This is a genomic window from Lentzea sp. (assembly GCF_035525475.1).
Classification (GTDB): Bacteria; Actinomycetota; Actinomycetes; order Mycobacteriales; family Pseudonocardiaceae; genus Lentzea.
Window position 1 is genome coordinate 16,031 of record NZ_DATLEC010000016.1, and the last position, 24,501, is coordinate 40,531.

At 69.0% G+C, this 24,501-nt stretch carries 29 protein-coding genes and 1 tRNA gene; 7 read left to right on the top strand and 23 right to left on the bottom strand.

Features of this window, described 5'->3' with window-relative positions:
* Window positions 1-112: 112 nt before the first annotated feature.
* The 5 genes from VM306_RS01925 to VM306_RS01945 all read right to left on the bottom strand — a co-directional run bounded on the left by VM306_RS01925 (window position 113) and on the right by VM306_RS01945 (window position 3,611).
* Window positions 113-904, bottom strand: a complete 792-nt coding sequence (locus VM306_RS01925) for a hypothetical protein (RefSeq protein WP_325510446.1) — start codon at window positions 902-904, stop codon at window positions 113-115.
* A 3-nt stretch (window positions 905-907) separates the two neighbouring features.
* A complete protein-coding gene (locus VM306_RS01930; protein ID WP_414672314.1) occupies window positions 908-1,354 on the bottom strand; it encodes a SigE family RNA polymerase sigma factor in 447 nt (148 codons plus the stop codon).
* Between the two features lie 164 nt (window positions 1,355-1,518).
* Complete coding sequence (locus tag VM306_RS01935) at window positions 1,519-1,857, bottom strand: DUF952 domain-containing protein (RefSeq protein ID WP_325510448.1); 339 nt, start codon at window positions 1,855-1,857, stop codon at window positions 1,519-1,521.
* A 50-nt stretch (window positions 1,858-1,907) separates the two neighbouring features.
* A complete protein-coding gene (locus VM306_RS01940) occupies window positions 1,908-2,843 on the bottom strand; it encodes a DUF5926 family protein (RefSeq protein WP_325510449.1) in 936 nt (311 codons plus the stop codon).
* Window positions 2,844-2,870: 27 nt separating this feature from the next.
* Complete coding sequence (locus VM306_RS01945) at window positions 2,871-3,611, bottom strand: glycerophosphodiester phosphodiesterase family protein (protein ID WP_325510450.1); 741 nt, start codon at window positions 3,609-3,611, stop codon at window positions 2,871-2,873.
* A 90-nt stretch (window positions 3,612-3,701) separates the two neighbouring features.
* On the opposite strand from VM306_RS01945, the gene VM306_RS01950 reads away from it, so the two are divergent.
* The gene (locus tag VM306_RS01950) at window positions 3,702-4,886 is read left to right on the top strand and encodes a cytochrome P450 (RefSeq protein WP_325510451.1); all 1,185 of its coding nucleotides are present in this window, start codon (window positions 3,702-3,704) and stop codon (window positions 4,884-4,886) included.
* On the opposite strand, the gene VM306_RS01955 is transcribed toward VM306_RS01950, so the two are convergent.
* The 13 genes from VM306_RS01955 to VM306_RS02015 all read right to left on the bottom strand — a co-directional run bounded on the left by VM306_RS01955 (window position 4,883) and on the right by VM306_RS02015 (window position 16,021).
* Window positions 4,883-5,893 (bottom strand): glycerophosphodiester phosphodiesterase, encoded by a 1,011-nt coding sequence (locus tag VM306_RS01955; RefSeq protein WP_325510452.1) that lies wholly within the window; start codon window positions 5,891-5,893, stop codon window positions 4,883-4,885. The two genes, VM306_RS01950 and VM306_RS01955, sit on opposite strands and share 4 nt — an antisense overlap.
* A 23-nt stretch (window positions 5,894-5,916) precedes the next feature.
* On the bottom strand, window positions 5,917-6,120 hold the full coding sequence (locus tag VM306_RS01960; RefSeq protein WP_414672312.1) for a DUF397 domain-containing protein: 204 nt from the start codon (window positions 6,118-6,120) through the stop codon (window positions 5,917-5,919).
* Window positions 6,117-6,935 carry a helix-turn-helix transcriptional regulator gene (locus VM306_RS01965; RefSeq protein WP_325510453.1) on the bottom strand — a complete coding sequence of 273 codons (819 nt, stop codon included), beginning with the start codon at window positions 6,933-6,935 and terminating at the stop codon, window positions 6,117-6,119. The genes VM306_RS01960 and VM306_RS01965 overlap by 4 nt, the downstream gene beginning before the upstream one ends.
* A gap of 62 nt (window positions 6,936-6,997) precedes the next feature.
* Entirely contained in the window at window positions 6,998-7,903 is a 906-nt protein-coding gene (locus tag VM306_RS01970) for a DUF4328 domain-containing protein (RefSeq protein ID WP_325510454.1), read from the bottom strand.
* A 2-nt stretch (window positions 7,904-7,905) separates the two neighbouring features.
* Entirely contained in the window at window positions 7,906-8,244 is a 339-nt protein-coding gene (locus tag VM306_RS01975; protein ID WP_325510455.1) for a rhodanese-like domain-containing protein, read from the bottom strand.
* Window positions 8,245-8,305: 61 nt separating this feature from the next.
* Window positions 8,306-9,202: a hypothetical protein gene (locus tag VM306_RS01980; RefSeq protein ID WP_325510456.1), complete on the bottom strand. Its 897-nt coding sequence runs from the start codon at window positions 9,200-9,202 to the stop codon at window positions 8,306-8,308.
* Window positions 9,199-9,693: a SigE family RNA polymerase sigma factor gene (locus tag VM306_RS01985; protein ID WP_325510457.1), complete on the bottom strand. Its 495-nt coding sequence runs from the start codon at window positions 9,691-9,693 to the stop codon at window positions 9,199-9,201. The genes VM306_RS01980 and VM306_RS01985 overlap by 4 nt, the downstream gene beginning before the upstream one ends.
* Window positions 9,694-9,808: 115 nt before the next feature.
* The gene (locus VM306_RS01990) at window positions 9,809-11,401 is read right to left on the bottom strand and encodes a cation acetate symporter (protein WP_325510458.1); all 1,593 of its coding nucleotides are present in this window, start codon (window positions 11,399-11,401) and stop codon (window positions 9,809-9,811) included.
* Entirely contained in the window at window positions 11,398-11,748 is a 351-nt protein-coding gene (locus VM306_RS01995; protein WP_325510459.1) for a DUF485 domain-containing protein, read from the bottom strand. Before VM306_RS01995 ends, VM306_RS01990 begins: the two co-directional genes overlap by 4 nt.
* Before the next feature lie 256 nt (window positions 11,749-12,004).
* The gene (locus tag VM306_RS02000) at window positions 12,005-13,804 is read right to left on the bottom strand and encodes a cation acetate symporter (RefSeq protein ID WP_325510460.1); all 1,800 of its coding nucleotides are present in this window, start codon (window positions 13,802-13,804) and stop codon (window positions 12,005-12,007) included.
* A gap of 1 nt (window position 13,805) precedes the next feature.
* The gene (locus tag VM306_RS02005; protein WP_325510461.1) at window positions 13,806-14,234 is read right to left on the bottom strand and encodes a hypothetical protein; all 429 of its coding nucleotides are present in this window, start codon (window positions 14,232-14,234) and stop codon (window positions 13,806-13,808) included.
* A complete protein-coding gene (locus VM306_RS02010; protein WP_325510462.1) occupies window positions 14,231-15,088 on the bottom strand; it encodes a LytTR family DNA-binding domain-containing protein in 858 nt (285 codons plus the stop codon). The genes VM306_RS02005 and VM306_RS02010 overlap by 4 nt, the downstream gene beginning before the upstream one ends.
* Before the next feature lie 72 nt (window positions 15,089-15,160).
* Entirely contained in the window at window positions 15,161-16,021 is an 861-nt protein-coding gene (locus tag VM306_RS02015; RefSeq protein WP_325510463.1) for a S49 family peptidase, read from the bottom strand.
* A gap of 92 nt (window positions 16,022-16,113) precedes the next feature.
* On the opposite strand from VM306_RS02015, the gene VM306_RS02020 reads away from it, so the two are divergent.
* Window positions 16,114-16,281, top strand: a complete 168-nt coding sequence (locus VM306_RS02020; protein WP_177220854.1) for a hypothetical protein — start codon at window positions 16,114-16,116, stop codon at window positions 16,279-16,281.
* 232 nt (window positions 16,282-16,513) lie between these two features.
* Here VM306_RS02020 and VM306_RS02025 read toward each other — a convergent pair whose 3' ends face one another.
* Window positions 16,514-17,776, bottom strand: coding sequence for a sensor histidine kinase (locus tag VM306_RS02025; RefSeq protein WP_325510464.1), 1,263 nt, complete (start codon window positions 17,774-17,776; stop codon window positions 16,514-16,516).
* A gap of 115 nt (window positions 17,777-17,891) precedes the next feature.
* Here VM306_RS02025 and VM306_RS02030 point away from each other — a divergent pair, with 115 nt between their 5' ends.
* From VM306_RS02030 to VM306_RS02040, 3 genes are read left to right on the top strand one after another with little or no spacing between them, the layout of a single operon-like run.
* Entirely contained in the window at window positions 17,892-18,599 is a 708-nt protein-coding gene (locus VM306_RS02030) for a (Fe-S)-binding protein (RefSeq protein WP_325510482.1), read from the top strand.
* Entirely contained in the window at window positions 18,581-20,005 is a 1,425-nt protein-coding gene (locus VM306_RS02035; RefSeq protein WP_325510465.1) for a LutB/LldF family L-lactate oxidation iron-sulfur protein, read from the top strand. Before VM306_RS02030 ends, VM306_RS02035 begins: the two co-directional genes overlap by 19 nt.
* Window positions 20,002-20,586, top strand: coding sequence for a LutC/YkgG family protein (locus VM306_RS02040; protein ID WP_325510466.1), 585 nt, complete (start codon window positions 20,002-20,004; stop codon window positions 20,584-20,586). The genes VM306_RS02035 and VM306_RS02040 overlap by 4 nt, the downstream gene beginning before the upstream one ends.
* A gap of 9 nt (window positions 20,587-20,595) precedes the next feature.
* On the opposite strand, the gene VM306_RS02045 is transcribed toward VM306_RS02040, so the two are convergent.
* The 4 genes from VM306_RS02045 to VM306_RS02060 all read right to left on the bottom strand — a co-directional run bounded on the left by VM306_RS02045 (window position 20,596) and on the right by VM306_RS02060 (window position 23,811).
* Window positions 20,596-21,042 (bottom strand): hypothetical protein, encoded by a 447-nt coding sequence (locus VM306_RS02045; protein WP_325510467.1) that lies wholly within the window; start codon window positions 21,040-21,042, stop codon window positions 20,596-20,598.
* Window positions 21,043-21,077: 35 nt separating this feature from the next.
* Entirely contained in the window at window positions 21,078-21,944 is an 867-nt protein-coding gene (locus tag VM306_RS02050; RefSeq protein WP_325510468.1) for an Fpg/Nei family DNA glycosylase, read from the bottom strand.
* 15 nt (window positions 21,945-21,959) lie between these two features.
* Window positions 21,960-22,397: a DUF983 domain-containing protein gene (locus tag VM306_RS02055; RefSeq protein WP_325510469.1), complete on the bottom strand. Its 438-nt coding sequence runs from the start codon at window positions 22,395-22,397 to the stop codon at window positions 21,960-21,962.
* A gap of 94 nt (window positions 22,398-22,491) precedes the next feature.
* A complete protein-coding gene (locus tag VM306_RS02060; protein ID WP_325510470.1) occupies window positions 22,492-23,811 on the bottom strand; it encodes a sigma-70 family RNA polymerase sigma factor in 1,320 nt (439 codons plus the stop codon).
* Window positions 23,812-23,970: 159 nt separating this feature from the next.
* On the opposite strand from VM306_RS02060, the gene VM306_RS02065 reads away from it, so the two are divergent.
* Together VM306_RS02065 and VM306_RS02070 are read left to right on the top strand one after the other, a co-directional pair.
* Entirely contained in the window at window positions 23,971-24,369 is a 399-nt protein-coding gene (locus VM306_RS02065; RefSeq protein WP_325510471.1) for a DUF7674 family protein, read from the top strand.
* Window positions 24,370-24,413: 44 nt separating this feature from the next.
* A tRNA-Gly gene (locus tag VM306_RS02070) sits at window positions 24,414-24,489 on the top strand.
* Window positions 24,490-24,501: the final 12 nt, after the last annotated feature.

Sequence of the window (24,501 nt, forward strand, 5' to 3'; positions counted from 1 at the left end):
GGCGGTTGCCATGTTCGCAGTAACGGAGAAGTCACACCGGACAATCGAATTCGCAGCGCGCTGAAGCCCCGCCGCACCCCGAGGACGGCGGGACTTCAGCAAGACCGGTTGTTCAGGCGCCCGGACAGTCGTTGTCGGCCAGACGCATTCGCACCGCGGTCACCGTCGAGCCGTCGTTCTCGAAGACGTAAGCCCATTTCGGCGTCGCGGTCATCTGCACGACGAGTTCGGAACCGTTCACCGCGGCGGACGGGTAGGCGGATTTCAGGTCGGTGACCTTCGACCCCGCACCGATGCCCTTCGACGTCTTCGCGGTGTCCGGGAGCTTGATCCGCACGATCCCCTTGGCCGCGGAGACGAGGACGGCCGCGGGATCGGGGTTCGACACCGTGGCGTACGGCTTGCACCCCTGACCGGTGTCCGCGCCGGGAGTTGTCAGCGATCCCGTCTTCAGCGCGTCCTCCTCGGACATCCCGAGCGCGAGCTTGCCGAAGACGCCCGGCGCGCTCTCCTTGCTCGGGGACGTCGCCGTGGACGGCGTGTTCGACTTCGGCGGGACGGAGCCGTTCTCGATGTCGTCCTGCGAGCCGGGCGGAGGGTCGACCGTCACGATCACCGTCTGGGTGTACGTGCTGACCAACGGCGGAGGCGTGGTCGTCGTGGCCGTGGACGAGGAGGTCGGCAGCAGCGATCCGCCCGTGGGGTCGTCCAGCGCGCGGAGCTGGGTCAGCCCCAGCCCGGCGCCGATCAGGGCCACCACGGCGAACGTGCCGGTCGCGGCGGCGCGACGCCGCCGGCGCCGGTCGGCACCGCGGACCACGGAGTCGGTGGCGTCCGGCGTGACGTGGACGTCCAGCCGATCGTCGCTGAAGAGCCTGCGCAGCTCGTCGTCGATGTCGTCCACCGGTCAGTCCTTTCCCAGGCGTGTCCGAAGACTCGCCATCGCCTTGCTCGCCTGGCTCTTGACCGTGCCGCACGAGATTCCGAGCGACTGCGCGATCTCGGCCTCGGAGAGGTTCTCGTAGTAGCGCAGCACGATCACCGCGCGCTGCCGCGGCGGCAGTTCGCGCAGTGCCTGCCAGAGAGGTTCGTTGTCGAGCCTGCTCAGCTCGGGTGCCACGACGCCCCTGTCGGGGAGGTCCGCCACGAGGTTCTCGCGGCGACGGCGGCGCCAGATGCTGATGTGCGTGTTGGCCATGGCCCTGCGGACGTACGCGAGGGGGTCGTCACCCTTGCGCTGCACGGCGATCCACCGGGAGCCGACCTTCTCCAGCACCGACTGGACCAGGTCGGCCGCGTCGTGCGGGTTGCCGGTCAGCGCGTGCCCGTACCGCAGCAGACCGGGCATGGACATGCGAACGAACTCAGCGAAGTCCCCCACGGCTTCCGCTCTTCCTCCGCCCTGCCCGGCGGCCCATTCCAACTGCAGCACCGCCGTCACGGCACGCCCCCTCCCCGAAGCCCCCACCGGCTTCGGGGATGTCACGCTTCAGTGCGCGCGACGGTTGCCCCACTGGATCACAGAACGGCAACGGCTTCCGGCAGAACGAACGAACCGTCCGGAAGGCACGGGAAGTCGTGGACCTCGACGACCGCCTTGGCGGGGATCGGGCCGTAGACGTGCGGGAACCACAGCGGCGAGTCGGCCACCGCCTCCCACCGCACCGGCACGCCGAGCAGCTTCGGGTCGATCACGAGCAGCAGCAGCCCGCTCTGCCCGTGGAAGAACCTGCCTGCCGTCACGTGCACGACGCCCCGATCGGAGCAGTGCACGAACTCCTCGCCCGCGGCGGGCAGGATGGAACCGGCCGACCGGGCGTCAGCCCAGCCGGCCGTCGAGATGATGTGCAGCAGCACTTATCCACAGCTCCTTGTGGACAACCCTGTGGACAGAGTCGTCCCCAGAGTCATCGCAGCGTGATCTGGCGGCCGCGCAGACCGTCGCGGGCGCGGCGTTCGGCGTCGCTCAGCGGCTCGTCCGAGGCCAGGGCCTCCAGCAGGCGCTTGCCCAGCGCCTCGGCCGGGTCGGCCCACTCGCGGGCGTGCATCTCGCGGTCGAGGTCCCACACCGGCACCAGCAGGCCGTGCGCGCGGAACGACCCGGCGTAGCGCGAGCCCTCGCCCAGGTCCAGCTCACCGCGGGCAGCCAGGCGTGCCATCGCGGGCAGCAGCTTCTCCTCTGGCTCCGGGCGGACCCAGCGCAGGTGCGCCTTGTCGCCCGCGTCGACCCAGTAGGCGGCCTTCACGCCGGGGGCATCGAGGCGCTCGGTCGGCAGGATCGCGGCGTTCGCCCGCTCCAGCGACAACGCCACGTCACCCGTGGGCTCGGTGCCCTCCGGCATCCACCACACGAAGTCGGTGTGCAGCACGGGCACGATCTCTGCCTCGGGGTCGAGCAGGTCCTGCAGGCGGACGAGGTCCTGGCCGTTGTCAGGGCCGACGACCGGGAGCACGTCACCGGTCTCGGCCTGCTGCGCCCACTGCAGCGCCCGCGCCAGGTCGCGGCTGATGTCGCCGGAGCGCGTCTGCACCTGCAGACCCACGAACGGCACGTCGTCGCCGCGGATCAGTCCGGCGGCGGCCATCGGCAGCACGGTGGCGAGCGTGACCTCGCGACCGTCCTTGACCGGCAGCTTCGCGACCGCCGAGGGCACGAACTCGCGCAGCGCGATCAGCTCGCACTCGGCGGCCAGCCCCTCGAACGGACGGGACACGATCACGTCGGTCGCCCCGCCGGGAGCGCCGTGGCAGGCCTTGTAGCGCTTGCCGGAGCCGCACGGGCAGGGCTGCTTCGGGTTGATCCCGTCCTTCGGTGCGTCCTTGACCGCGGTCCGCTTGGCCACCTCGGCCCCTCCTCGTGTTCAGGCTTGTCAGGTCGCCAAGTTAGCCGTCAGCAGGCGGCGGGTGTTCGCCGGGGCGTTCGTCGCGAGGTAGCGGACCCCCAGGTCACGGCACAGCGCGACGTCCTCGGCGCTGTCCACCGTCCACACGTACGTCTCGTGGCCGGCACGCCGCGCCCGATCGACGTATCCGGGGTCGTTGCGCAGCGCGTGCACGCCGGGCCCGGTGTAGTCGGCGAACGACGGCAACGCCCCGCCGCGGTGCCGGCCGAGGCGGTCGAGCAGCAGCACCGTGCGGACGTCCGGCGCCTGGTCCCGGAACGCCTTCACGGCCGTCGGCGAGAACGACATCATGACGATCTGGTCCGACAGGTCGTGCCTCTTCAGCGCCTCGACCAGCTTGCGTTCCACGTCGTTGCGGTACCGGACGGGATGCTTGGTCTCGACGAAGAGCTCCACGTCCGTGCCCTTGACCAGCTCCAGCAGGTCGTCGAGCACCAGCAGCTCGGCCGGCTGACCGTGGCGGTGCCAGCTGCCGTAGTCGTGCTTCCGCAGTTCTTCGAGCGTGAGCGCGCTGACCGTGCCACGGCCGTTCGATGTGCGGGTGAGCGTGCGGTCGTGCACACACACGAGCTCGCTATCGCGCGACAGGCGGATGTCGCACTCAAGCCCGTCCGCACCTTCCTTCAGCGCGAGTTCGTAGGCACCGATGGTGTGCTCGGGACGGTCGGTGGACGCGCCACGGTGCGCGACGACGGAAGGCAGCTGCACAACAGCAAACGATAGTTGGCGCACAACAATTTGAGTCATCAATCAAATTCACGTGGACGAAACGCGGATCGCGACTTACCGTCCCGCCTTGTGACGTTCGACCAGCGCGATCCCGCGTTCATCGCCGACCCGTACCCGGCCTTCGCCGCACTGCGCGAAGCCGGTGAGGTGCATCACCACGAGCAGATGGGCGTCGCCGTGGCCGTGTCGCACGCGGCCTGCTCCGCCGTCCTGCGGCACCGGTCGCTGGGCCGGATCTGGTCGGACGTGAAGCCGGTCGAGCAGTTCATGGCGTTCAACCTCCTGCACCGCAACTCGCTGCTGGAGAACGAGCCGCCCACCCACACCCGCCTGCGCCGCCTGGTCGCCGCCGCGTTCGGCCGCGGCCACGTCGAACGCCTGCGCCCGTGGGTAGCAGACCTGGCCGACCGCCTCGTGGACGACCTCGTCGCGGAGATCAAGGACAAGGGCCAGTCCGACCTGCTCGCCCACGTCGCGGCCCCGCTGCCGGTCGAGGTGATCGCCGAGCTGCTGGGCGTTCCCGGCGAGGACCGCCACCTGCTGCAGCCGTGGTCGAACGCCATCGTGAAGATGTACGAGTACGGCCTGCCCGCCGACCAGCAGGCAGCGGCCGAACGCGCCGCCACCGAGTTCGTCGCCTACCTGCGCGAACTGGTCGCGCTGCGCCGCGTCTCCCCCGGCACGGACCTCGTCTCCGACCTCGTCGCGGTGACGGACACAGACGGCGCCAGACTCACAGAGGACGAACTGGTCGCCACCGCCGTCCTCCTGCTGATGGCCGGCCACGAGGCCACGGTCAACGTGATCGGCAACGGCGTCTACGCCCTGATGCAGCACCGTTCGCAGTGGGAACGCCTCTCCCCCGAACTGATGCCCACGGCCGTGGAGGAGCTCATCCGCTACGACTCGCCGTTGCAGCTCTTCGAACGCACCGCCACCGAACGAGTCGAGATCGCCGGTCACGTCATCGAGCCGGGCGAGAAGATCGCCGCCCTGCTCGGCGCCGCCGCCCGCGACCCACTGGTCTTCGAGAACCCGGACACGCTCGACGTCGGCCGCGAGAAGAACCAGCACCTCGGCTTCGGCATGGGCATCCACTACTGCCTGGGCGCGCCGCTGGCCCGCATCGAGGTGGAGGCGGCGCTGTCGTCGTTGCACCGCAAGCTCCCCGGCGCCGTGCTGGCCGAGGAGCCGAGCCGCCGCGCGGAGTTCGTGATCCGCGGCCTGCACTCGCTGCCGCTCAGCACCGACTAGCGGGCCGGGTACCGCTTCGGGACCGTGAACCCGCGTTCCTTCAGGACGGTCCTGAGGCGGTCCGGGTAGTCGGTGATGATCCCGTCCACCCCGTCGTCGATGAGCTTGCTCATGGTCGCCGGGTCGTTGACGGTCCACGGGACCACCTTGACGCCGTTGCGGTGCGCGTCCTGGACCAGCGCCTTCGTCGTGAACGGCACGTAGTCCGGGTCGCCGACCCTGCCGCCCTGCGGGTTGCCGTGCACCGGGGACAACGCCTTGGCGCCGAAGGACTTCACGGCTTTCGCAACACTGCCACCGAAGTCGGCCAGTTCGAGACCGCCGGTCCACGGCGAACCGGGCCGCAGCATCTCCGGCTGGGTCAACGCCACCAGCGGGATGCGCGGCTCGACCTGCCGCAGGCGCATCAACGTCCCCCAGTCGAACGACTGGACCGTCACGTTGTCCATGAAGCCCGACCGCCGGATCTCCCGGACCGCCCGCTGCACGAACTGCTCGCGCGGCGCGGTCTCCTGCGGCGCGGCGGCCTCGACCTTGGTCTCGATGTTGAAGCGGATCCCCCACGCCCGGTGCCTGCGGGCCAGGTCGAACAGCTCGGCCAGCGTGGGCATGCGGGCGCCCGGCGACAGCTCCTGGTCCGGGTACTGCGACCACCGCGTGCTGCCGCAGTCGAGCGTGCGGACCTGCGCGAACGTCAGGTCCTTCACGTACTTGCCGGTGTAGGGGAACTCCGGGTCACCGGGGAACGCGGGCTTCGTGTCGAGGCACTTCGCCGGGTTCGTCCTGCGGTCGTGGGTGATGACCTCACGGCCGTCCCTCGTGATCTGGATGTCGAGCTCCAGCGTCGTGACACCGAGCTCGAGCGCCTTGCCGAACGCCTTGAGCGTGCTCTCGACCGTCAGGCCGATGCCGCCGCGGTGCGCCTGGAGGTCGAAGGTCTTCTGGTGCGCCTGGGCAACGCCCGGTGCGAGCATCGCGATCACCAGAGCCCCGATGAGTGTCCGCATGCCCCCAACCTGGCACTCGCGGGTCAGGCCCGGAAGCCCCTCAGGAAGAACGCCCACTGAACAGCCGAGAACACGAGGATGCCGGCGCCGGGGTTCTTGGAGTCGCGGACGCCGACGGCTCGGCCCGCGTACGCGATTTCGACGCAGCTGCCGTTGTTGCCGCCACCGCTTCGGCTGCTCTTCCGCCACTCCGCCCCGGAGAAGTCCACAGTGGACACCGCTTTCACTCGGCGAGGATCCGCTCGATCAAGGCGACCGACTCGTCGGGGCTGAGCGCCTCCGCTGCCAGTCGGCCGAAGGCCAGGTTAGCGGCACGGACCTGTTCGGGATCCTCGATGTGGATGGAACCTCCGGTGACGTGTTCCAGGTAGAAGACCTCTGGATCATCGGGATCCGGAAACCCCAGAACGATGAACGTGCCCATCATGCCGACGTGCAACGCGGAGGTGATGACCTGGAGCGTCACCGTGGGAAGCGCGGCCAGATCGACGAGGTGGCGGAGCTGGCCGCGCATGATTTCGGGGCTGCCGACCAGTCGCCGCAGCGCGTACTCGTCGATGATCACGTGCAGGAACAGCGGGTCATCGTCGCTCGTCAACCGTTGCTGCCGAATCCGCCGCACTTCGATCTGGTTCTCGATGTTGTCGACGAGCCCGTGCGAGGCGAACACCGCGCGCATGTAGTCCTTGGTCTGCAGCAAGCCGGGAATCAGCGCCAACGCGAACTCGCGAACTGTCGCGGCTTCGGTCTCGACGTCTAGGTATCCCTGGTCCTTGATCCCGTAGGTGGTCCACCACCCGCGCTTGGCCGCCTCGCGGATCTCGTCCAGCAGGTCCGGGTCATAGGCGTCGTAGACGTCCATCACCGAACGGCCGAAGTGCACGTCGACGCGGGTCTCGCCCGCTTCGATCCGGTAGAGGGCCTGGACGTCCTTGTCCAGCGCCTTCGCCGCCTCCTGGATGCTCATCCGGGCGCGCAGGCGCAGCTTCCGCAGCTTCTTGGCCAGCTTGCGGCGACGGAAGGGCGGGTGGCGCTTGCGCATGCCTCGATGATCACGATGGAAATCCTCGAAGTGAGAATCTCAGGATCTTTCACACCAAAGAGCTACCGCGGCGAGCCGGAAGCGCGGACCGCGCGCAGCGGCGGTTCCGGGGCGTCCTTCACCTCGACCACGCGCAGGAGCCGCACCGAGGCGGCGTCCACCGGCAGCAGCAGCGTGGTGATGCGGCGGACCACCAGTGCCGTCGTCACGGCCACGGCGGCCAGCACCAGGTCGCTGAACGCGTGCAGCAGCACGCCATCGGCCAGGGCCTGGGTGCTGTCGCGGAACGACCACAGGACCTGGATCACGAACAGCAGCGCTGAGCCTGCCCACAGGCCCCACCACCAGCGCAGGAGCTTCGACGGGCGCGGTCGTTCGCCGGCCGGTCTGCGGGCCACCGCGTGTTCGAGCTCTGCCAGCACCGAGCCGGGCACGACCAGGTTCACGCCGGGGACGACCAGGCCGACCAGGGCCTCGCCGTCGGAGCGGGACGGGCCGTAACCGACGAGGGTGGCGGCCACGTTGCGGGCGCGGCGCACCCACAGGAGCACCAGCACCAGTGACAGGACGCAGCCCGTGATGGTGACCGCCGAGGACGACACCACCATCGCGTCCGACGTGTCGACCACGCCGGACGACAGGGCGCCGTAGCGGCTCATCGCCACCAGCACGTAGCGCCAGATCTCGGACAGCGCGCCCCACACGGCCACGAAGCCGAGCAGCCACAGCGAGTTCTGCGCGGTCTTGCCCAGGCGGCGCACGCCGTCGACGGAGTCGGCCTGTTCCACGGTGCCGGGCACCGCCGTCGGCCAGCGCCACGCCAGCAGCGGGAAGCCCCAGCGCGGCGGGACCGGGTAGTTCGGCGGGCCGCCGTAGGAGAGCCGCTGCGTCCGGGACCGGGGCTGCGGGTACGCGCCGGGTGGCGGCGTCGCCACCCAGTCCACGCGCATCGGCTGCAGCGGCTGCACGGTCAGATGACCTCGGGCGCCATGCCGTCGGTGCCGCCCTCGAGCGGCCGGCCGGCGGCGTCCCAGTGCTGCATGCCGCCCTCGACGTTGACGGCCTCCCAGCCGTTGGCGTTGAGGTACTGGGTCACGCGGGCGGAGCGGCCACCGGCGCGGCACACGACGTAGAGCTGCACGTCGTTCGGAACCTCGCCGAGACGGCCGGCGATCTCGCTCATCGGGATGTGCAGCGCGCCGGGCGCATGGCCCGCGTCCCACTCGTCCTGCTCGCGCACGTCCAGCAGGACGGCGCCGTCGGGCAGCACGGCGGGGACTTCGGCGATCTCCACGCTGGGAACAGTCACGTCCTAGATGTTCCCATGCCGGAGGTTGCACGCATGTGAACCTCCGGCACGGGTCCACCTCCTAGGCCACCGCCGCGACGGCGGGCCCGAGCCTCGCGAACTGCTCCTCGGTCAGCGGCAGGTCGGGCCGCCCGGCGCCGGTCCGCTCCCAGAAGTTCTGCTGCACCGGGTCCGGGCGCTTGTCAGGGCTGCCGAAGTTCATCAGGTCGAGCTGGATCAGCAGGCCGTCCGGCCGGTAGACGAACATGGTCTGCACGAGCGTCTGGAAGGGCTCGAACGGGTGCACGGAGTGGAGCTGGATGAGCGTGCCGTCGGCCAGCACCGTGCGGTAGGGCGGTTCGCAGTCGCCGGTGACCCACACGCTGTCATCGGCGTACTGCAGAGCGGGGCCGGTGAACCTGCCCGCGGTGATCCGGATGCTGCCGGTGCCACCGCTGTCGGTCACGTCGAAGTCGTACTCCTCCCGGCCGACACCCGGTGTCAGCTCGGCGACCTGCTTCTCCGGCAGCTGCTGCCGCACCGCCGCGATCCACGAGGAGACGACGTTGTCCGACACCCTCAGGAGACCGGTCGGCACCGAGAACTTCAGCTTCCGGGACCGCGGGTTGCACTGCGGCAACTGCAGGACCGGACGCCCGGCCGGTGGAGGAGCGGTGGCCGCCGGCGTCCACGTCCCGTACGGCTGCTGGGGCGGTGTGCTGACCCGCGGCCACGTCAGCGAGTGCTCGACGGTGGCGGGTCCGTGGTCCGGCTGGTCCGCGGGCTCCGATGACGGGGCCCGGTTCAGCGTCGTGGCACCGATGCCGATGCCCGCCACCACCGCGACCACGCCGAGCACCGCGCTCGCCCGCTGGGCGAACACGCGGCGCCGGCCGCGCTTGAGGACCACGTCCAGAGTTGTCGTGGGAGGGGGCGCGGAGACGTCGAGAGCCCCGCGCAGCTCGTCTTCGATGGTCATCGATCACGCTCCGAGTTCACGGGCTCGCCGTACGCCTCGCGGAGCGCCGCCAAACCCCTGGCTGTCTGACTTTTGACGTTGCCCACCGAGCAGCCGAGCTCGGCTGCCGTCTGCTCGATGGAGAGGTCGTGCACGAAACGCAGCACGAGCGCGGCCCGCTGCTTCGGCGCCACCTGTCGCAGCGCCGCGTGCAGCCGGGCATCGGGATCGGCGAAACCACCACCGACGCCGTGTTCCGGCAGATCGGCGACCGGACGTTCACGGCCACGGCTGCGCCTCCTGCTGTCGAGGAACAAGCGCGTCACGATGGTCCTGACGTACGCCTCCGCCGTTTCGCGCCTGATGCTCGGCCACTTCGCGTACGCCTTCACAAACGCGTTCTGCGCGAGCTCTTCCGCTTCCGACCAGTCGCCGCACAACGCGTACGCCGTGCGCCGGGCCCAGTCGAACCTGCTCGCGAAGAACTCCGAGAATTCCTCGTCCCGTCGCACTCCGGTCCCCCATGCTCTGCTGCGTTCGCGTTCACTACGCAGTCAGCTCGTCCAGGGTTGCACGCACGAAAAACGGGCCGCCCGTGAAGGACGGCCCGTTCTCCTGGAGCGACGACTAGTGCGCGATGGCCTTCTCGGCGCCCGCACCGGTGAGGGAGCGGACCTCCATCTCGGCCTGCTTGACCGGGTCGGCCTTCTCCTTCGAGAGGATCGTGCCGACGTAGCCCAGCAGGAACGCGACGGGGATCGAGACGATGCCGGGGTTCGACAGCGGGAACAGGTCGAAGTCGGCGTTCTTGAACATCGAGGTCGGCGTGCCCGAGACGGCCGGCGACAGGATGATCAGGGTGATCGTCACGGTCAGACCGCCGTAGATGCTCCACAGCGCGCCCGAGGTGTTGAACCTCTTCCAGAACAGCGAGTAGAGGATCGTCGGCAGGTTCGCCGAGGCCGCGACCGCGAAGGCCAGCGCCACGAGGAACGCGATGTTCTGGCCGTTGGCGACGATGCCGCCGCCGATGGACACGAGGCCGATCACGATCGCGGTGAGGCGGGCGACCTTGACCTCGGAGTCCTTGTCCTCCGCCTGGCCCTTCTTGATGATGTTGGCGTAGATGTCGTGCGCGAACGACGCCGACGCCGTGATCGTCAAGCCCGCCACGACCGCGAGGATCGTCGCGAACGCGACCGCCGCGATCAGGCCGAGCAGGATCGGGCCACCCAGTTCCAGCGCGAGCAGCGGGGCTGCCGAGTTGGCCTTGCCGGGCGCCGCGTTGATCCTGTCCGGGCCGACGAGCGCACCCGCGCCGTAGCCCAGGACCAGCGTGAACAGGTAGAAGATGCCGATCAGCCAGATCGCCCACACGACCGAGCGACGTGCTTCCTTCGCCGTCGGAACGGTGTAGAAGCGCATCAGGATGTGCGGCAGGCCCGCGGTGCCGAGGACCAGGGCCAGCGCCAGCGAGAGGAAGTCCAGCTTGCTGGTGCCGGTCTTGCCGTACTGCAGGCCGGGGCCGAGGAGCTTCTCGCCGGCCTTCGGCGCGTTGTCGACCGCGGCGCCGAGCAGCGAGGAGAGGTTGAAGCCGTACTTGCCGAGCACCCAGAGGGTCATGACGCCCGCGCCGATGATCAGCAGGACGGCCTTGATGATCTGCACCCAGGTGGTGCCCTTCATGCCGCCGATGAGGACGTAGGCGATCATCAGGGCGCCGACCACGGCGATGACCAGAGCCTGGCCGCCGGTGCCCGTGATGCCGAGCAGCAAGGCGACGAGACCACCGGCACCGGCCATCTGGGCCAGCAGGTAGAAGAACGAGACCGCCATCGTCGACGTGGCGGCGGCGGCGCGGACCGGGCGCTGGCGCATCCGGAAGCTGAGCACGTCGCCCATCGTGTACTTGCCGGTGTTGCGCAGCAGCTCGGCGACCAGCAGCAGCGCGATGAGCCACGCCACCAGGAAGCCGATCGAGTACAGGAAGCCGTCGTAGCCGTTGAGCGCGATGGCGCCCGCGATGCCCAGGAACGACGCGGCGGACAGGTAGTCGCCCGCGATCGCGATGCCGTTCTGCGGACCGGTGAACGCGCGACCGGCGGCGAGGTAGTCGGCAGCGGTCTTCGTGTTGCGGCTCGCCCTGATGACCACGAACAGCGTGATCAGGACGAAGACGCCGAAGATGCTGATGTTGAGGATCGGGCTGGACTCGTTCACTTGCCGTCTCCCTCGATCTCACCGCGGAGCTTCTCCGCCAACGGGTCGAGGTTCTTGTTCGCGTGCCGCACGTACAGGGTCGTGATGACGAAGGTCGACACGAACTGCAGCAGGCCGAAGATGAGCCCGACGTTGATGTTGCCGAACACCTTGGTGGACATGAAGCCGTGCGCGTAGTCCGCGAGCAGCACGTACAGCAGGTACCAGGCCAGGAACAGGCCGGAGACGGGGAAGACGAACTTGCGCAGCCGGCGCTTCAGCTCGGCGAAGTCATCGCTCGCTTGGACGTCGACCCAGTGCTGCGCGTCCGGGGCCGACTCAGACGGGGTGTGGTCGACGGTGCTCACAGTCCCCTCCTCGCGGTACTCGTCGTGGATGTCAGCAACGTGACGTGCACGTAATGCCTCCAGGTGCGGTCCGTTCTTGGTCGAGAACCGTATGGAGACTTGAGTCACTCAGGTAAGGCCCCGTTCGTGGCGTTGCGCCCAGCAGTCGGGTGATGCGACGAACGGTAGGTATACGTAGACGAACAGCACTCTGCGTTACCAGATCACCGTTCACCGATTCGAGTGACCTTTTTCACCCATCCGCAATGGTGACTACTCACCGTGCGCGACCGGCTCCTCTGCGCTCGTCCTCGGCCTGCCGGGCCTTCTCCTCGGCGGTCCCGAAGCGGGCGATGTCGCGGTCGCGGATGAAGCCGAGCGGATCCGGGGCGTGCAGGCGCAGCAGGATCTGGTTGACGTCCGCGGGCACCCGCCTGCGGGTCGCCTTGCTGACGAGGATCATCGTCGCGAACGCGAGCGGCACGGTGATCAGCGCAGGCTGGGTGATGAAAGCGGGCGCCCAGCGGCCGGTGTAGGAGCTGATGACGCTCACGAGCTGGGCCGTGATGACCATGCCGCCACCGACCACGAGGCCGCACACCGCGCCCACCCACGTGAGCCCGCGCCACCAGATCCCGAGGACCAGAAGCGGGCAGAAGGTCGACGCGGCGAGCGCGAACGACATCGCCACCGTCAGTGACGCGTCGGAGCGCGGGAGGAGCAGGGCGAGGCCGATCGCCACGAGTCCCGTGAACACGGTTGCCCACCGGAAGTCACGGACCTTGCCCGGCATGATGTCCGTCGAGACCACCCCGGCGACCGACACGACGAGGCCCGACGAGGTCGACAGGAACGCCGCGAATGCGCCGGCGGCGACGATCGCGCCGAGGATCTGGCCGCCCAGGTTCGGCACCATCGTCTCGGGCAGCATCAGCACCGCCACGTCGGTCTTGCCGGTCACGAGCAGCTGCGGCAGGTAGAGCCGCGACAGCACGCCCAGCACCGTCGGGAAGATGTAGAAGAGCCCGAGCAGGTAGAGCACGTGCAACGCCGTGCGACGGGCCGCCCTGCCGTCCGGGTTGGTGTAGAAGCGGACCAGGACGTGCGGCAGGCCCATCGTGCCGAGGAACGTCGCGAAGATCAGCGAGTACGTCCTGATCAGCTCGGACAGGCCACCGGTCTGCGGGTGCGTCCAGTCGAAGTTGGTCGTCGGCGAGCCCTCGACCACCGGCACCGGGCTGCCCGCGCCGAACTCCATCACCGTGCCGGGAGTCAGCTCGTAGACGCCGCGGCCCCAGAACACCGGTCCGTCCGCGTCCCTGCCGTCGATCGTGCCCCGCACGCGCAGCGTCAGCGGCTCGTCGACGCGGACCTTGACCACCTGCTCGGCCACGGTGACCTTCTCGGCCTGCGGGAACCGCACCACGCCGTTGTCGCTGATCGGCTGCATGCCGCGGTCGGGCGAGGCGAGGAACACCACGAAGAGCACGAACGTCGGCGCGGCGATCGCGAAGAGCTTGCCCCAGTACTGGAACGCCTGCACCAGCGTGATCGCGCGCATGCCGCCACCGAGCACGTTGACCACCACGATCGCCGTGACGATCATGCCGCCGAGCCACGCGGGCAGCCTGGTGATCGTCGTGAGCGTCAGGCCGGCGGACTGCAGCTGCGGCACCAGGTACAGCACGCCGATGCACACCACGAAGAACGTGCTGAAGTGCCGCACGGTCGCCGATCCCAGCCGGGCCTCGGCGAAGTCGGGCAACGTGTACGCGCCGGACCGCCGCAGCGGCGCCGCCACGAACAGCAGCAGCGCGAGGTAACCGGCGGTGAAGCCGACCGGGTACCAGAGCGCGTCGACGCCGTCCTTGAGCACCAGCCCGGCCACGCCGAGGAACGACGCCGCGGACAGGTACTCGCCGGAGATCGCGGCGGCGTTGCGGTTGGCGGGGATCGCGCGGCGGGCCACCAGGAAGTCCGGGGTGGTGTTGGCCTTGCGGGACCCGACGTAGCCGAGCAGGAACGTCACGGCCGCAACGGCGACTATGGCGCTGGGGCTCCAGATGGTGGCGTTCACGTCAGCGTTCGACCATGTTCACGAAGTCGCGCTCGTGCCTTTCGGCCTGCCTGCGGAACACCCAGCCGACGCAGTAGAGGATCGGGAAGGGCACGAGACCGAGCACGAGCCAGGGGATGGGGATGCCGAGCACCTGCAGATCCCCGATCTTCGGGAACAGGTAGAAGGCGATCGGCAGCAGGCACATTCCTACCAGCACCGCGAACGCGAGCCCGAACGCGGACTTCAGCTGCTGCCGGATGAGGTCGCGCACCAGCTTCTCGCCGACGCTGGTCTGCTCCTCCAGCTCGATGATCGTCCGCAACGCCCTGCCGCGCGTCTTGGTCGAGTCCGCGAGCACGACCCTGCGCCGGCGCGGCTTGCGGGCCTGCTCTCCCAGCCAGGCCTCGCGGGCGGCCTGTTCCGGCTTTCCCGCGTCGTGCCTGCTCACCAGCCGCTCTTCGGCGGTCGCACGATCCGTTCCTTGAGCTCCTTGGTGTGCCGGCGGCTCACCGGGAGCTCCTTGGCGCCCTCACCGGTGCCGATGACGACCGCGTAGCCGTTCGCCGTCATCCGCAGCTCGCTCACCAGCGGTAGCGCGACGAGGTAGGACCGGTGGATGCGCACGAAACCCGCGTTGGCCCACCGCTCCTCGAGCTGGGCGAGCGGGATGCGCACGAGGTGGCTGCCGTCCTGGGTGTGCAGGCGGGCGTAGTCGCCCTGAGCCTCGACGTAGCGCACGGACGCGCGTGGCACGAGCTTGATGGTGCCGCCGAGCTCGACGGGGATGACCTCGTCGTCGGTCGGTTCGGCGGGGTTCTGCGCGCCGGCGTTCGAGGGAGCCGCGGGCGCCGCCGTGCGTCCCACGCGGTCCGCGACCCGGGAGATCGCCTTGAGGACGCGCTCCTCGTTGATCGGCTTGTTGATGAAGTCGAGCGCACCGACGTCGAACGCCGTGACGAGCGCGTCCCGTTCCTCGACGCCCGTCACGAAGACGAGCGCGGGCGGGTACCGGAACGCGCTGAGCACCCGTGCGAGATCCATGCCGGACAGTCCGGGCATGTTGATGTCGGCGAACACCGCGTCGACCGGCGGGAGGCCGGCCCTGGTCCTCGCCATCACCTCCTGCTCGTAGTCACCCCTCAGGATGCGCAGCGCCTCGGCGGCGTCGAAAGCCGTGAGGACGCGCCGGATGTGAGGACTGCTCTCGAGCAGGAACTTGATCTCGCTCAGGCCGGGAGCCTCGTCATCGACTGCGAGGACGAGGAGACCGGCGTTGTCTTGAGTGCTCACTGTGTCGGGCATCTTGCCCACCAATGTGCGGTCATGTCTACGCCGGGGTCCGGCACGACACGCCCCGGAAAACCGAACTGATGCTCACAGCCCGAATCGGGACCAGCGAGCACGTTCCTCGACGCTCGCGAGCACCTGCGCCACGAGATCGCCCGATCGGGTGGAAGTGCTTGCCAGCCCGAGCTTCGCCAGCAACGGCTTGCGCGGCTCGGCGACGGTGAGCTCGGCGTCCGGGAAGCGCTTCGCGATGACGCTGCGAATGGTGCCGATGCCGTCGATCAGACCGAGCTCCTGCGCCTTGCTGCCGGTCCAGATCTCACCGCTGAACAGATCGGTGCCGTCCTTGAGCTTGGCGCCGCGGCGTTCGGTGACCCACGCCTTGAACTGCTCGTGCAGATCGGCGTGGAGGGACTTCAGCCACTCGACGTCCTCCGGCTTCTCGGCCTGGAACGGGTCGAGCCGCACCTTGTTCTCCCCGGCCGTGTAGACGCGGCGCTCGACGCCGGCCTTCTCCAGCAGGCCGTTGAGCCCGAAGCCGGAGCTGACGACACCGATGGAGCCGACGAGGCTCGTGCCGTGCGCGTAGATCTCGTCACCGGCGCACGCCAGCCAGTAGCCACCGGACGCGGCCACGTCCTCGCAGAACGCGAGCACCGGCACGTGCTTCTTGGTGGCGAGTTCCCGGATGCGCTCGGCGATGAGGGCGGACTGCGTGGGCGCACCGCCGGGGGAGTTGATGAGCAGTGCCACTGCGATCAACCGCTCGTTGTCGAACGCGCGGTTGATGGCCGACTCGACGTTCTGGAGGCTGATCGTGTTGCGGGTGACCGGCGAGGACTGCGGGGTGATGACCCCGTGCAACCGCACCGCGGCGACGACCGGCGGCCGCTCGCCCCGGTCCATGACCCTCGGAAGACGGGCCGCGATCTTGTCCGTGACGCTCATGTACTCGACAGTACGTGCGTTTCGAGGTCATGCGGGAACAGAGACGCGCTGAGGTTGCTCCCGCGTGACCTTGAACACGTAGTGTGCGGCAGGTGACGTTCAACCCGATCCGCTGGCTCGAACGCTATGTCGAGTGGTGGGACGACCGGGGCCGGCAGAATGCCGCTGGACCCACGCCGATGCACATCTACTGGATGTGGGTCAGCTGGGGCGTGTGCGCTGTCGTGCTGATCACGACTCTGGCGGTCGCCGCGCGCTGACCAGCGACGCTTCTCAGCACCTGCAGCCGGAGAAGCCCTTCGCGGTGCACTTGATGCAGACGCGGACGCGTTCGGGTGCCTGTTGTTCCTGCAATTGGTGTTGCCCTAACTCGCGGCCGGCACCTGGTCGCTCACATGCCGGCGTTCATTGGTCATCACCACAATCGGCAGCTTCCCGGCACGGGTTGAGCCCTGGTTGCGCACGCAAGTTGATTGACGGGTCACACAGCGGTCAGGCGCGGACCACCGGCTGCTCGTTCGTCATCGGCTCGTCCGTCAGCTGCGTCCCGATGTTCAGGTTCGGCAGCACGTTCCGCGCGAACTTCGGCACGTTCAGGATCACCTTGGTGCCCGCGTTCGGCGCCGTCTCCACGACCAGCGCGTACTCGGCGCCGAAGACGGTGCGCATGCGGTCGTTGATGTTGCCGATGCCGACGTGCGCGCCTGTCTGGTGGGCGTCCTTGATGTCGTCGAGCCGTTCCGGGTCCATGCCGACGCCGTCGTCCTCGACGCTGATCAGGGCCTCGTTGCCGTTGTCCTCGGCGGTGATCGTGAGCATGCCGCCGCCGGGCTTCTTGGCCAGGCCGTGGCGGACCGCGTTCTCGACCAGGGGCTGGAGCACCAGGAACGGCAGGACGACCTGCAGCACCTCGGGCGCGATCCGCAGCCGCACGTTCAGGCGTGAGCCGTAACGGGCCTGTTCGATGGTCAGGTAGCGGTGGATGTTCGTCAGCTCGTCGGCCAGCGTCGTGAAGAGGCCGTCCGTGCGGAACGAGTAGCGCGTGAACTCCGCGAACTCCTGAAGCAGCTCACGGGCGTGCGCGGGGTCGGTGCGGATCAGCGACGAGATGGTGTTGAGGGCGTTGTAGACGAAGTGCGGCGAGATCTGGGCCCGCAGGGCCTTCACCTCGGCCTGGGCGAGGGCCTGGCGCTGCTTCTGGACGACTTCCAGCTCCAGCTGGGTCGAGACGAAGCGGGCGGTCTCCTCCGCCATGCGGATCTGGCGCTTCGAGGCGACGCCGGACACCACGATCAGCGTGCCGGCCACGTTGCCCTCGACAACCAGCGGCACGACAACGACGCTGTGCAGGGAGCACGGGCCCTGGAGCTCGCAGCCGAGCTTGCGGTGGTCGACGTGTTCCTTGTGGCAGTTGTTGATGGCCCTGGCCACCGTGTCGCGGAGGTACTCGTAGTGGTCGTTCGCGCCGCCGTCCCACGACAGGACGGTGCCCTCCTCGTCGGTGATGGCGACCGCGACGCAGCGCAGCATCTCCCGCAGGTGGGGTGTGGCCTTGTCGGCGGCCTCCTGGGTCAGGCCCGCGCGGAGGTCGCTCGACGCCTTGGACATCCGGTCGAGCATGTCCATCACAGCATCCTCCACGGAGGTGCTGACTCGTCGAGCGCGGCACAGCATCACGAAGAGGCCGAGAACAGCCAGGGTCGCGATCACACCGAGCACGGCGCGCTCGGTCAACAGGTCGCCCACAGCGCACATGCTCTGCTGAGCGGACCTGGTTGGCAAGGGGGTGTGCACCGCGTACCCCCGGACGGCCCCTCCACTTCCCCGGGTAGACATCCGATGAATTTGGGGAGAGGGTGTGCCGGTGAGAGTGGCACTGTTCGCGACCTGCCTGACCGACACGTTCTTCCCGTCGACGGCGCGTGCGGTGGTGCGCCTGCTGGAGAGGCTCGGCTGTTCGGTGGAGTTCCCACTCGATCAGACCTGCTGCGGGCAGATGCACTTCAACACCGGCTACCGGGAGCTCTCGAAGCCCCTGGCGCGCAAGTACACCGACGTCTTCGGCGGATACGACTACGTGGTTGCGCCATCCGGGTCATGCGCGGGCATGGTCCGGGAGATCCATCCCACGCTCGGCGAGTCCCCGCCGCGCACGTTCGAGCTCGCCGAGTTCCTCGTCGACGTGCTGGGAGTGACGGACGTCGGCGCGTGGTTCCCCCACCGTGTCACCTACCACCCCACGTGCCACTCGTTGCGCATGCTGGGCGTCGGTGACAAGCCGTTGGCCCTGCTCAGGGCCGTGAAGGCACTCGACCTGGTGGAACTGCCCGACTCCACGCACTGCTGCGGCTTCGGCGGCACGTTCGCGGTGAAGAACGCCGAGACGTCCACGGCGATGCTCGCGGACAAGATGACCAGCGTGCTCACCACCGGCGCCGAGGTGCTCTGCGCCGGTGACAACTCCTGCCTCATGCACATCGGCGGTGGCCTCTCGCGGCTGCGCGCGGGCGTCCAGCCGGTGCACCTGGCGGAGATCCTGGCTTCGACGGAGGAGGACCCGTGGCGCGCAACCCCGTGACGTGGCTGGGCAGCCCGACGTTCCCCAAGGCCGCCCACAAGGCATTGGCCGACACCCAGCTGCGCCAGAACCTGCGCAGGGCCACCGGGACCATCCGCGGTCGCCGGGCGGCCGCCGTCGCCGAGATGACCGACTGGGAACAGCTGCGGGTCGCCGGCGAGCAGATCAAGGACGACGTCCTGTCGCGCCTCGACACGCTCCTGGTGCAACTGGAGGAGTCGGTCACGGCGAGGGGCGGCGTCGTGCACTGGGCGCGCGACGCCGAAGAGGCGAACCGGATCGTGCTCGACCTCTGCCGGGCCGAGAACGCGACCGAGGTCGTCAAGGTCAAGTCCATGGCCACGGCCGAGATCGGGCTCAACGAGGCCCTCGAAGCCGGTGGCGTGCAGGCGATCGAGACGGACCTCGCCGAGCTGATCGTGCAGCTCGGCGACGACCGGCCGTCGCACATCCTGGTGCCCGCGATCCACCGCAACCGCTCGGAGATCCGCGAGATCTTCCAGCGCCGCATGGGCGTCGAGGTCTCCGACGAACCGGCCGACCTCGCCGAGGCGGCCAGGACCTACCTGCGGCAGAAGTTCCTCACCACGAAGGTCGCCATCTCCGGCGCGAACTTCGCCGTCGCCGACTCCGGGTCGATCGTGGTGCTGGAGTCCGAGGGCAACGGCCGGATGTGCCTGACCCTGCCGGACACCCTGATCACCGTGATGGGCATCGAGAAGCTCGTGCCGACGTGGCAGGACCTCGAAGTCTTCCTGCAACTGCTGCCGCGCTCCTCCACCGCGGAGCGGATGAACCCGTACACGAGCGTGTGGACCGGCGTGACACCCGGCGACGGCCCGCAGGAGTTCCACCTCGTGCTGATCGACAACGGTCGCACGGCGACGCTCCAGGACTCCGTGGGGCGCCAGGCGTTGCGGTGCATCCGGTGCTCGGCGTGCCTCAACGTCTGCCCGGTCTACGAACGCACCGGCGGCCAGTCGTACGGCTCGGTCTACCCCGGCCCGATCGGTGCGATCCTGACGCCGCAACTGGTCGGCGACATGCACGACCCGCAGGCCGCCTCACTTCCCTTCGCCTCGTCGCTGTGCGGCGCCTGCTTCGAGGTGTGCCCGGTGCGCATCGACATCCCGTCGGTCCTCACGCACCTGCGTGCCGAGGTGGTGGAAGCCAAGGGGCGCACGGCGGAGTCGGTCGCGATGGCTGCCGCGGCGTGGGTCTTCCGGGAGTCCTCGCGGTACGAGAAGGCGCAGAAAGCCGGTTCCCTGGCCCGTTTCCTCGCGAAGGACGGCAAGATCACGTCGTTGCCGTGGCCGGGTTCGAGGTGGACGTCGTCCCGTGACGTGCCCGCACCGCCGACCGAGTCGTTCCGCGCCTGGTGGAGGAAGAACCGTTGCCAGAAATGATGAACGCAGCCGCGAAGGAAGAGATCCTCCAGCGGATCAGGGCGGCACGCGTCCCGCAGGCCGTGCCGGTCGTCCGCGGCTACCACCGCGAGGGGTCCGGCGGCGTCGAGCTGTTCGCCGAACGGGTCGCGGACTACCGCGCGGTCGTGCACACCGTCACGGACGTGCCCGAGGCGCTCGACCGGCTCAGGGGCAAGCGAATCGTTGCGCCGCAGGACGTTCCCGCGGAGTGGCTGGTCGATGGCGTCACGTGGTTGCACGAGCCGCTCACGATCGAGGAGCTGGACCAGGCGGACGGCGTGCTGACCGGGTGCGCCGTGGCGATCGCGGACACCGGCACGATCGTCCTCGACGGCGGTGCGGCCCAGGGACGGCGCGCGCTCACGCTGCTGCCCGACTACCACCTCTGCGTGGTGCGCCGGGACCAGATCGCGGCGTCGGTTCCGGAAGCCCTGCGACGACTGGAACCGACGCGGCCGCTGACGTTCATCAGCGGGCCTTCTGCGACCAGCGACATCGAGCTCAGCAGGGTGGAGGGCGTGCACGGCCCCCGCACCCTGGAGGTCCTGATCGTCGGCTAGTGGTGTGGCTCAGCCGCAGTGCACGCCGACGGCGTCCCTGATGGCCCGCTCGTCGTAGTAGTTGGTGATGGCGCGGATGGTCACGCACTTGCCCTTGGCGTACACCTTGACCGGGCCGGCGTAGTACTGGAAGTTGCCGGCGTCGTAGTCGTTGTTGTAGCCGGGACGGTTGTTGTCGTCCTCGCGGAAGTCCTGGTTGTACATGCTGATGCTGGCGAAGTGCTTGAACTGCGAGTAGTAGGCGGTCTTCACGTTCGCCGCGCAGTTGTAGCCGGTGCTGGAGTCGTAGTAGAGCCGGATGGTGCTCAGGTGGTTGCCCACCCCGGACTTCACCGTGTAGGTGTCGATCAGCGAGCCGGTGCACCCGTACTCGGCGGCGTTGGCGTTCATCGGCGCGACGATGAGGGCCGCTGCGGCGGCCGCCACGACGGCGACGGCATTCCTCAGACGTGTCATGCGCCCGAGGGTGGTCGAGTCCGGTTAAGCGGCGGTTATTTGATCAGCCGGGACAACCGGCGGTCGGCCAGCGGCTTGCCGCCGGTCTGGCACGTCGGGCAGTACTGGAACGCCTTGTCCGCGAACGACACCTCACGAACCGTGTCACCGCAGACGGGACACGGCAGCCCCGTGCGCGCGTGCACCCGCAACCCCGACCGCTTCTCGCCCTTGAGCCGCGCCGCGTCCTGCCCGACGGACCGCGCCACCGCGTCCGTCAGCGTGGTGAGCATGGCCTCGTGCAGCCGGTCGAGCTGCTCCTCGTCGAGCTTGCCCGTCGTCGCGTAGGGCGAGAGCCGGGCCATGTGCATGATCTCGTCGGAGTAGGCGTTGCCGATGCCCGCGATCAGGCTCTGGTCGGTCAGCGAGGTCTTGAGCCGCTCGGTGCGCTTGGAGAACAGGTCCTCCAGCTGCGTGCGGGTGATCCCCAGCGCGTCGGGGCCCAGCCGCGCGATGCTCGCGATGGTCTTCGGGTCGCGGACGATCCACGCCGCGAGCCCCTTCTTCGTGCCGGCCTCGGTCAGGTCGAAACCGGGGCCCTGACCGGGCGGGCCGAGGTGCACGCGCAACGCCAGCGGGCCGCGGCCCTGCTTGGGCGGCGGCGCGGACATCGTGTCGGCCCAGCGCAGCCAGCCTGCGCGGGCGAGGTGGACGACCAGGTGCAGGCCGTCGGCGACCTCCACGTCGAGGTGCTTGCCGTGCCGGTGCGCGGCCACGACCTCCTGGCCGTGCAGCGCGCTGTACGGCGGGTCGAACGTCTTGAGCACCTGCAGTGACGCCACGTCGACGCGGTGCACCGTGCGGCCGACCGCGTTCTCACGCAGGTGGTGGACCAGTGCTTCTACCTCTGGTAGCTCGGGCACCGGTCCAGTGTCGCATCAGTCGACGGGCTGCAACGGGCCTTCGACGTCGGGCAGCGAGTGCATCTCGATCGTCCTGGCGACCCTGGACGCCTCCTGGCGCACCGCGAGCGGGCCCCTGACCGACCCGATCCACCGCTCGGGCGGCAGCTCGTCGGCCGTGGCCTTGCTCTCCGCGACCAGGGTGTGCGGCCGGCGCAGCGCCCAGCGGACCGGGAAGAACAGGATGAGCAGGATCAGCGCGAGGATCAGCCACGCCGGCACGACGACCTGCGCGGGCGTCCAGGCGATCAGCACGACCACCATGACGACCAGCATGCCCGCCATCATGATGCCGGGCAGCGCACCACCGCTGACGTCGTGCTCGAAGTCGTCGGACTCCACCGGGTTGCGCCACTCGATGCGGCTGTGGACCGTCCACATCCGCCCGTCCGCACCGCGCACCAGCCGCGTCATGTTGCCGTCTCCCACGCTCGGTCGGTCTTGGTCAAACCGTACCTGGCGAGAGCCGGGCCTTGTGGGTGAACTCGCCCGGCCTTGATCGTCACCGTCAGTTCTGGACGGGTTCCGTCGGGTAGAGCGTGGCCGTCGTGACGGTGGTCCGCAGCGTGGAACACGGGTTCGAAGGCGATGATGACCGCTCCGCCTTGGTCGACGGGGTGTTCAGCGTGTTGATGTCGCGCGACGTCGTGACCACCGTGACCTCCTCAGAAGAAGAGGAGGACTCCACGACCGTCTCCGCCCGTGGGGCCGGCGGGGCCTGACGGACGTCCGAGGTCGGTGGCGGCGCGGACGACGACGTCTTGCGCACGGTCTCCTGCTGGCGCTGAGCGGCCGGGTTGACCACGTTCGCCTGCGCCTGCTCCTGCCGCCGGCCCTGGGGCGGCGGCGCGACCACGACCTCCTGGCTGTGGCCGGAGCTGGACGTCCCCGAGGACGTGTTCAGGGCGATCACCGGGTTCTGGTCCGGCTCCAGCACCGCGACGCCCGGTCCCCCGGTGAACACCGCGGCCATCGTCCCGACCAGGCCGACCGTCGCCACGCTCGCCGCCGCGAACGCCATCTTCGCCTTGGTGAAGAACACCTTCCCGGCGAACGCGAGCCCCAGCCCCGACGGCACGATCAGGAACGCCGCGTTGGCCCGCAGCGTCGCGCAGACCTCGTTCAGCTCGGCGTGCAGCTGCGAACAGGACGAACAGGTGTCCAGGTGGGCGCCGATCCGGCGTTCCTCGACACCCTGGACACCACCGGCGGTGTACGTGCCGAGCTTCGCGCGGATCGCCGCACACGACGAACGCCCGTCGTCGGCCGCGAGATGAGCCTGCAGATACGCCGCACGCAAACCCTCGCGCGCACGGCGGGCCAACGCCGACATGGCGTTCGGCGAAAGACCGAAGTGCGGTGCCACGGTGGAGGGCCGCTCACCCTCCACCTCGACGCGCCACAGCACGACCCGCCACCGTTCGGGCAGGCTCGAGAAGGCACGGGTGATCAGGTTGTGCTCGACGCGGCGGTTCGCGTTGTCGCTCACCGGCTCGACGCGACGGCCCAGCTCCTCGTCCTCGACGGGAACGTCCCGCCGCCGCCCGCTCCACTCCCACGCGACGCGCCGGGCGACGGTCAGCAGGTACGTGCGGACGTGGTCGGTGGGACCGCTGCCGCGGCGGATCGCCTGCAGCATGCGGAAGAACGCCTCAGCGGTGAGGTCGTCCGCCTCAGCGGCCTCACGCACGTGCCTGAGTGAAAAACGGCGAATCGCGTCCGCATGCCGGGAGAACAGTTCGCCGTAGGCCGAGTCATCTCCCTCGCGCACTCTGGCGAGCAGGTCCCGGTCGACCTCGTTCTCGTCGACCATCACGCGCTTCAACATGCCACAAGGGGCCAGACCTGCTCCGCGATGAGAACAGGTCGATACACAAGACCATCCGTTAGTAGTGGGCTGATCAGCGCAACGCATCCGGTGACGAGACGGTCACAGGTGGGCGTCGGACGGTCGGCCGAAGAAGATCGAGCGGCTATCGTCACGTGCGTGGTGGACTGGCGGGAACGCGCCTCGGCTCTCGTGCCGGAACTTCGTGCTGTCGCCGAGACCGAGGAGTGGTCCTGCCACGTCTTCTTCTCCGAGCTGTCGCAGCTGGCCCAGGAAGCGCACCGGGAGCAGGACGACGACGTGCTCCGGCGCGCGTACGGCTTCGCGCACTGGTGCTTCCACCAGCCGGAGCAGTTCCTGGAGAACGCGGCGCTGGTGAGCTTCTACGAGCACGTGTTCGACGACTGGGACCTCCGCGAGGAGGTGGCGGCGTGGCTGCCGGTCGACGTGCTGGCCAAGGTCCGCGCGCTGTGGGAGTGGCGCTGGCCGAAGGAGCAGTTGGACGAGGTAGATCAACTGCTGGCCGGTTTGGCACCCCCCTCGCAAGATGCCGTCTGACGGTTGTTGTATAGTTCTTTCCCGTAAGGCAGCAAGACAGCAGTGCGGATGTAGCGCAGTTGGTAGCGCATCACCTTGCCAAGGTGAGGGTCGCGAGTTCGAGTCTCGTCATCCGCTCCACCCGGGAAGGCC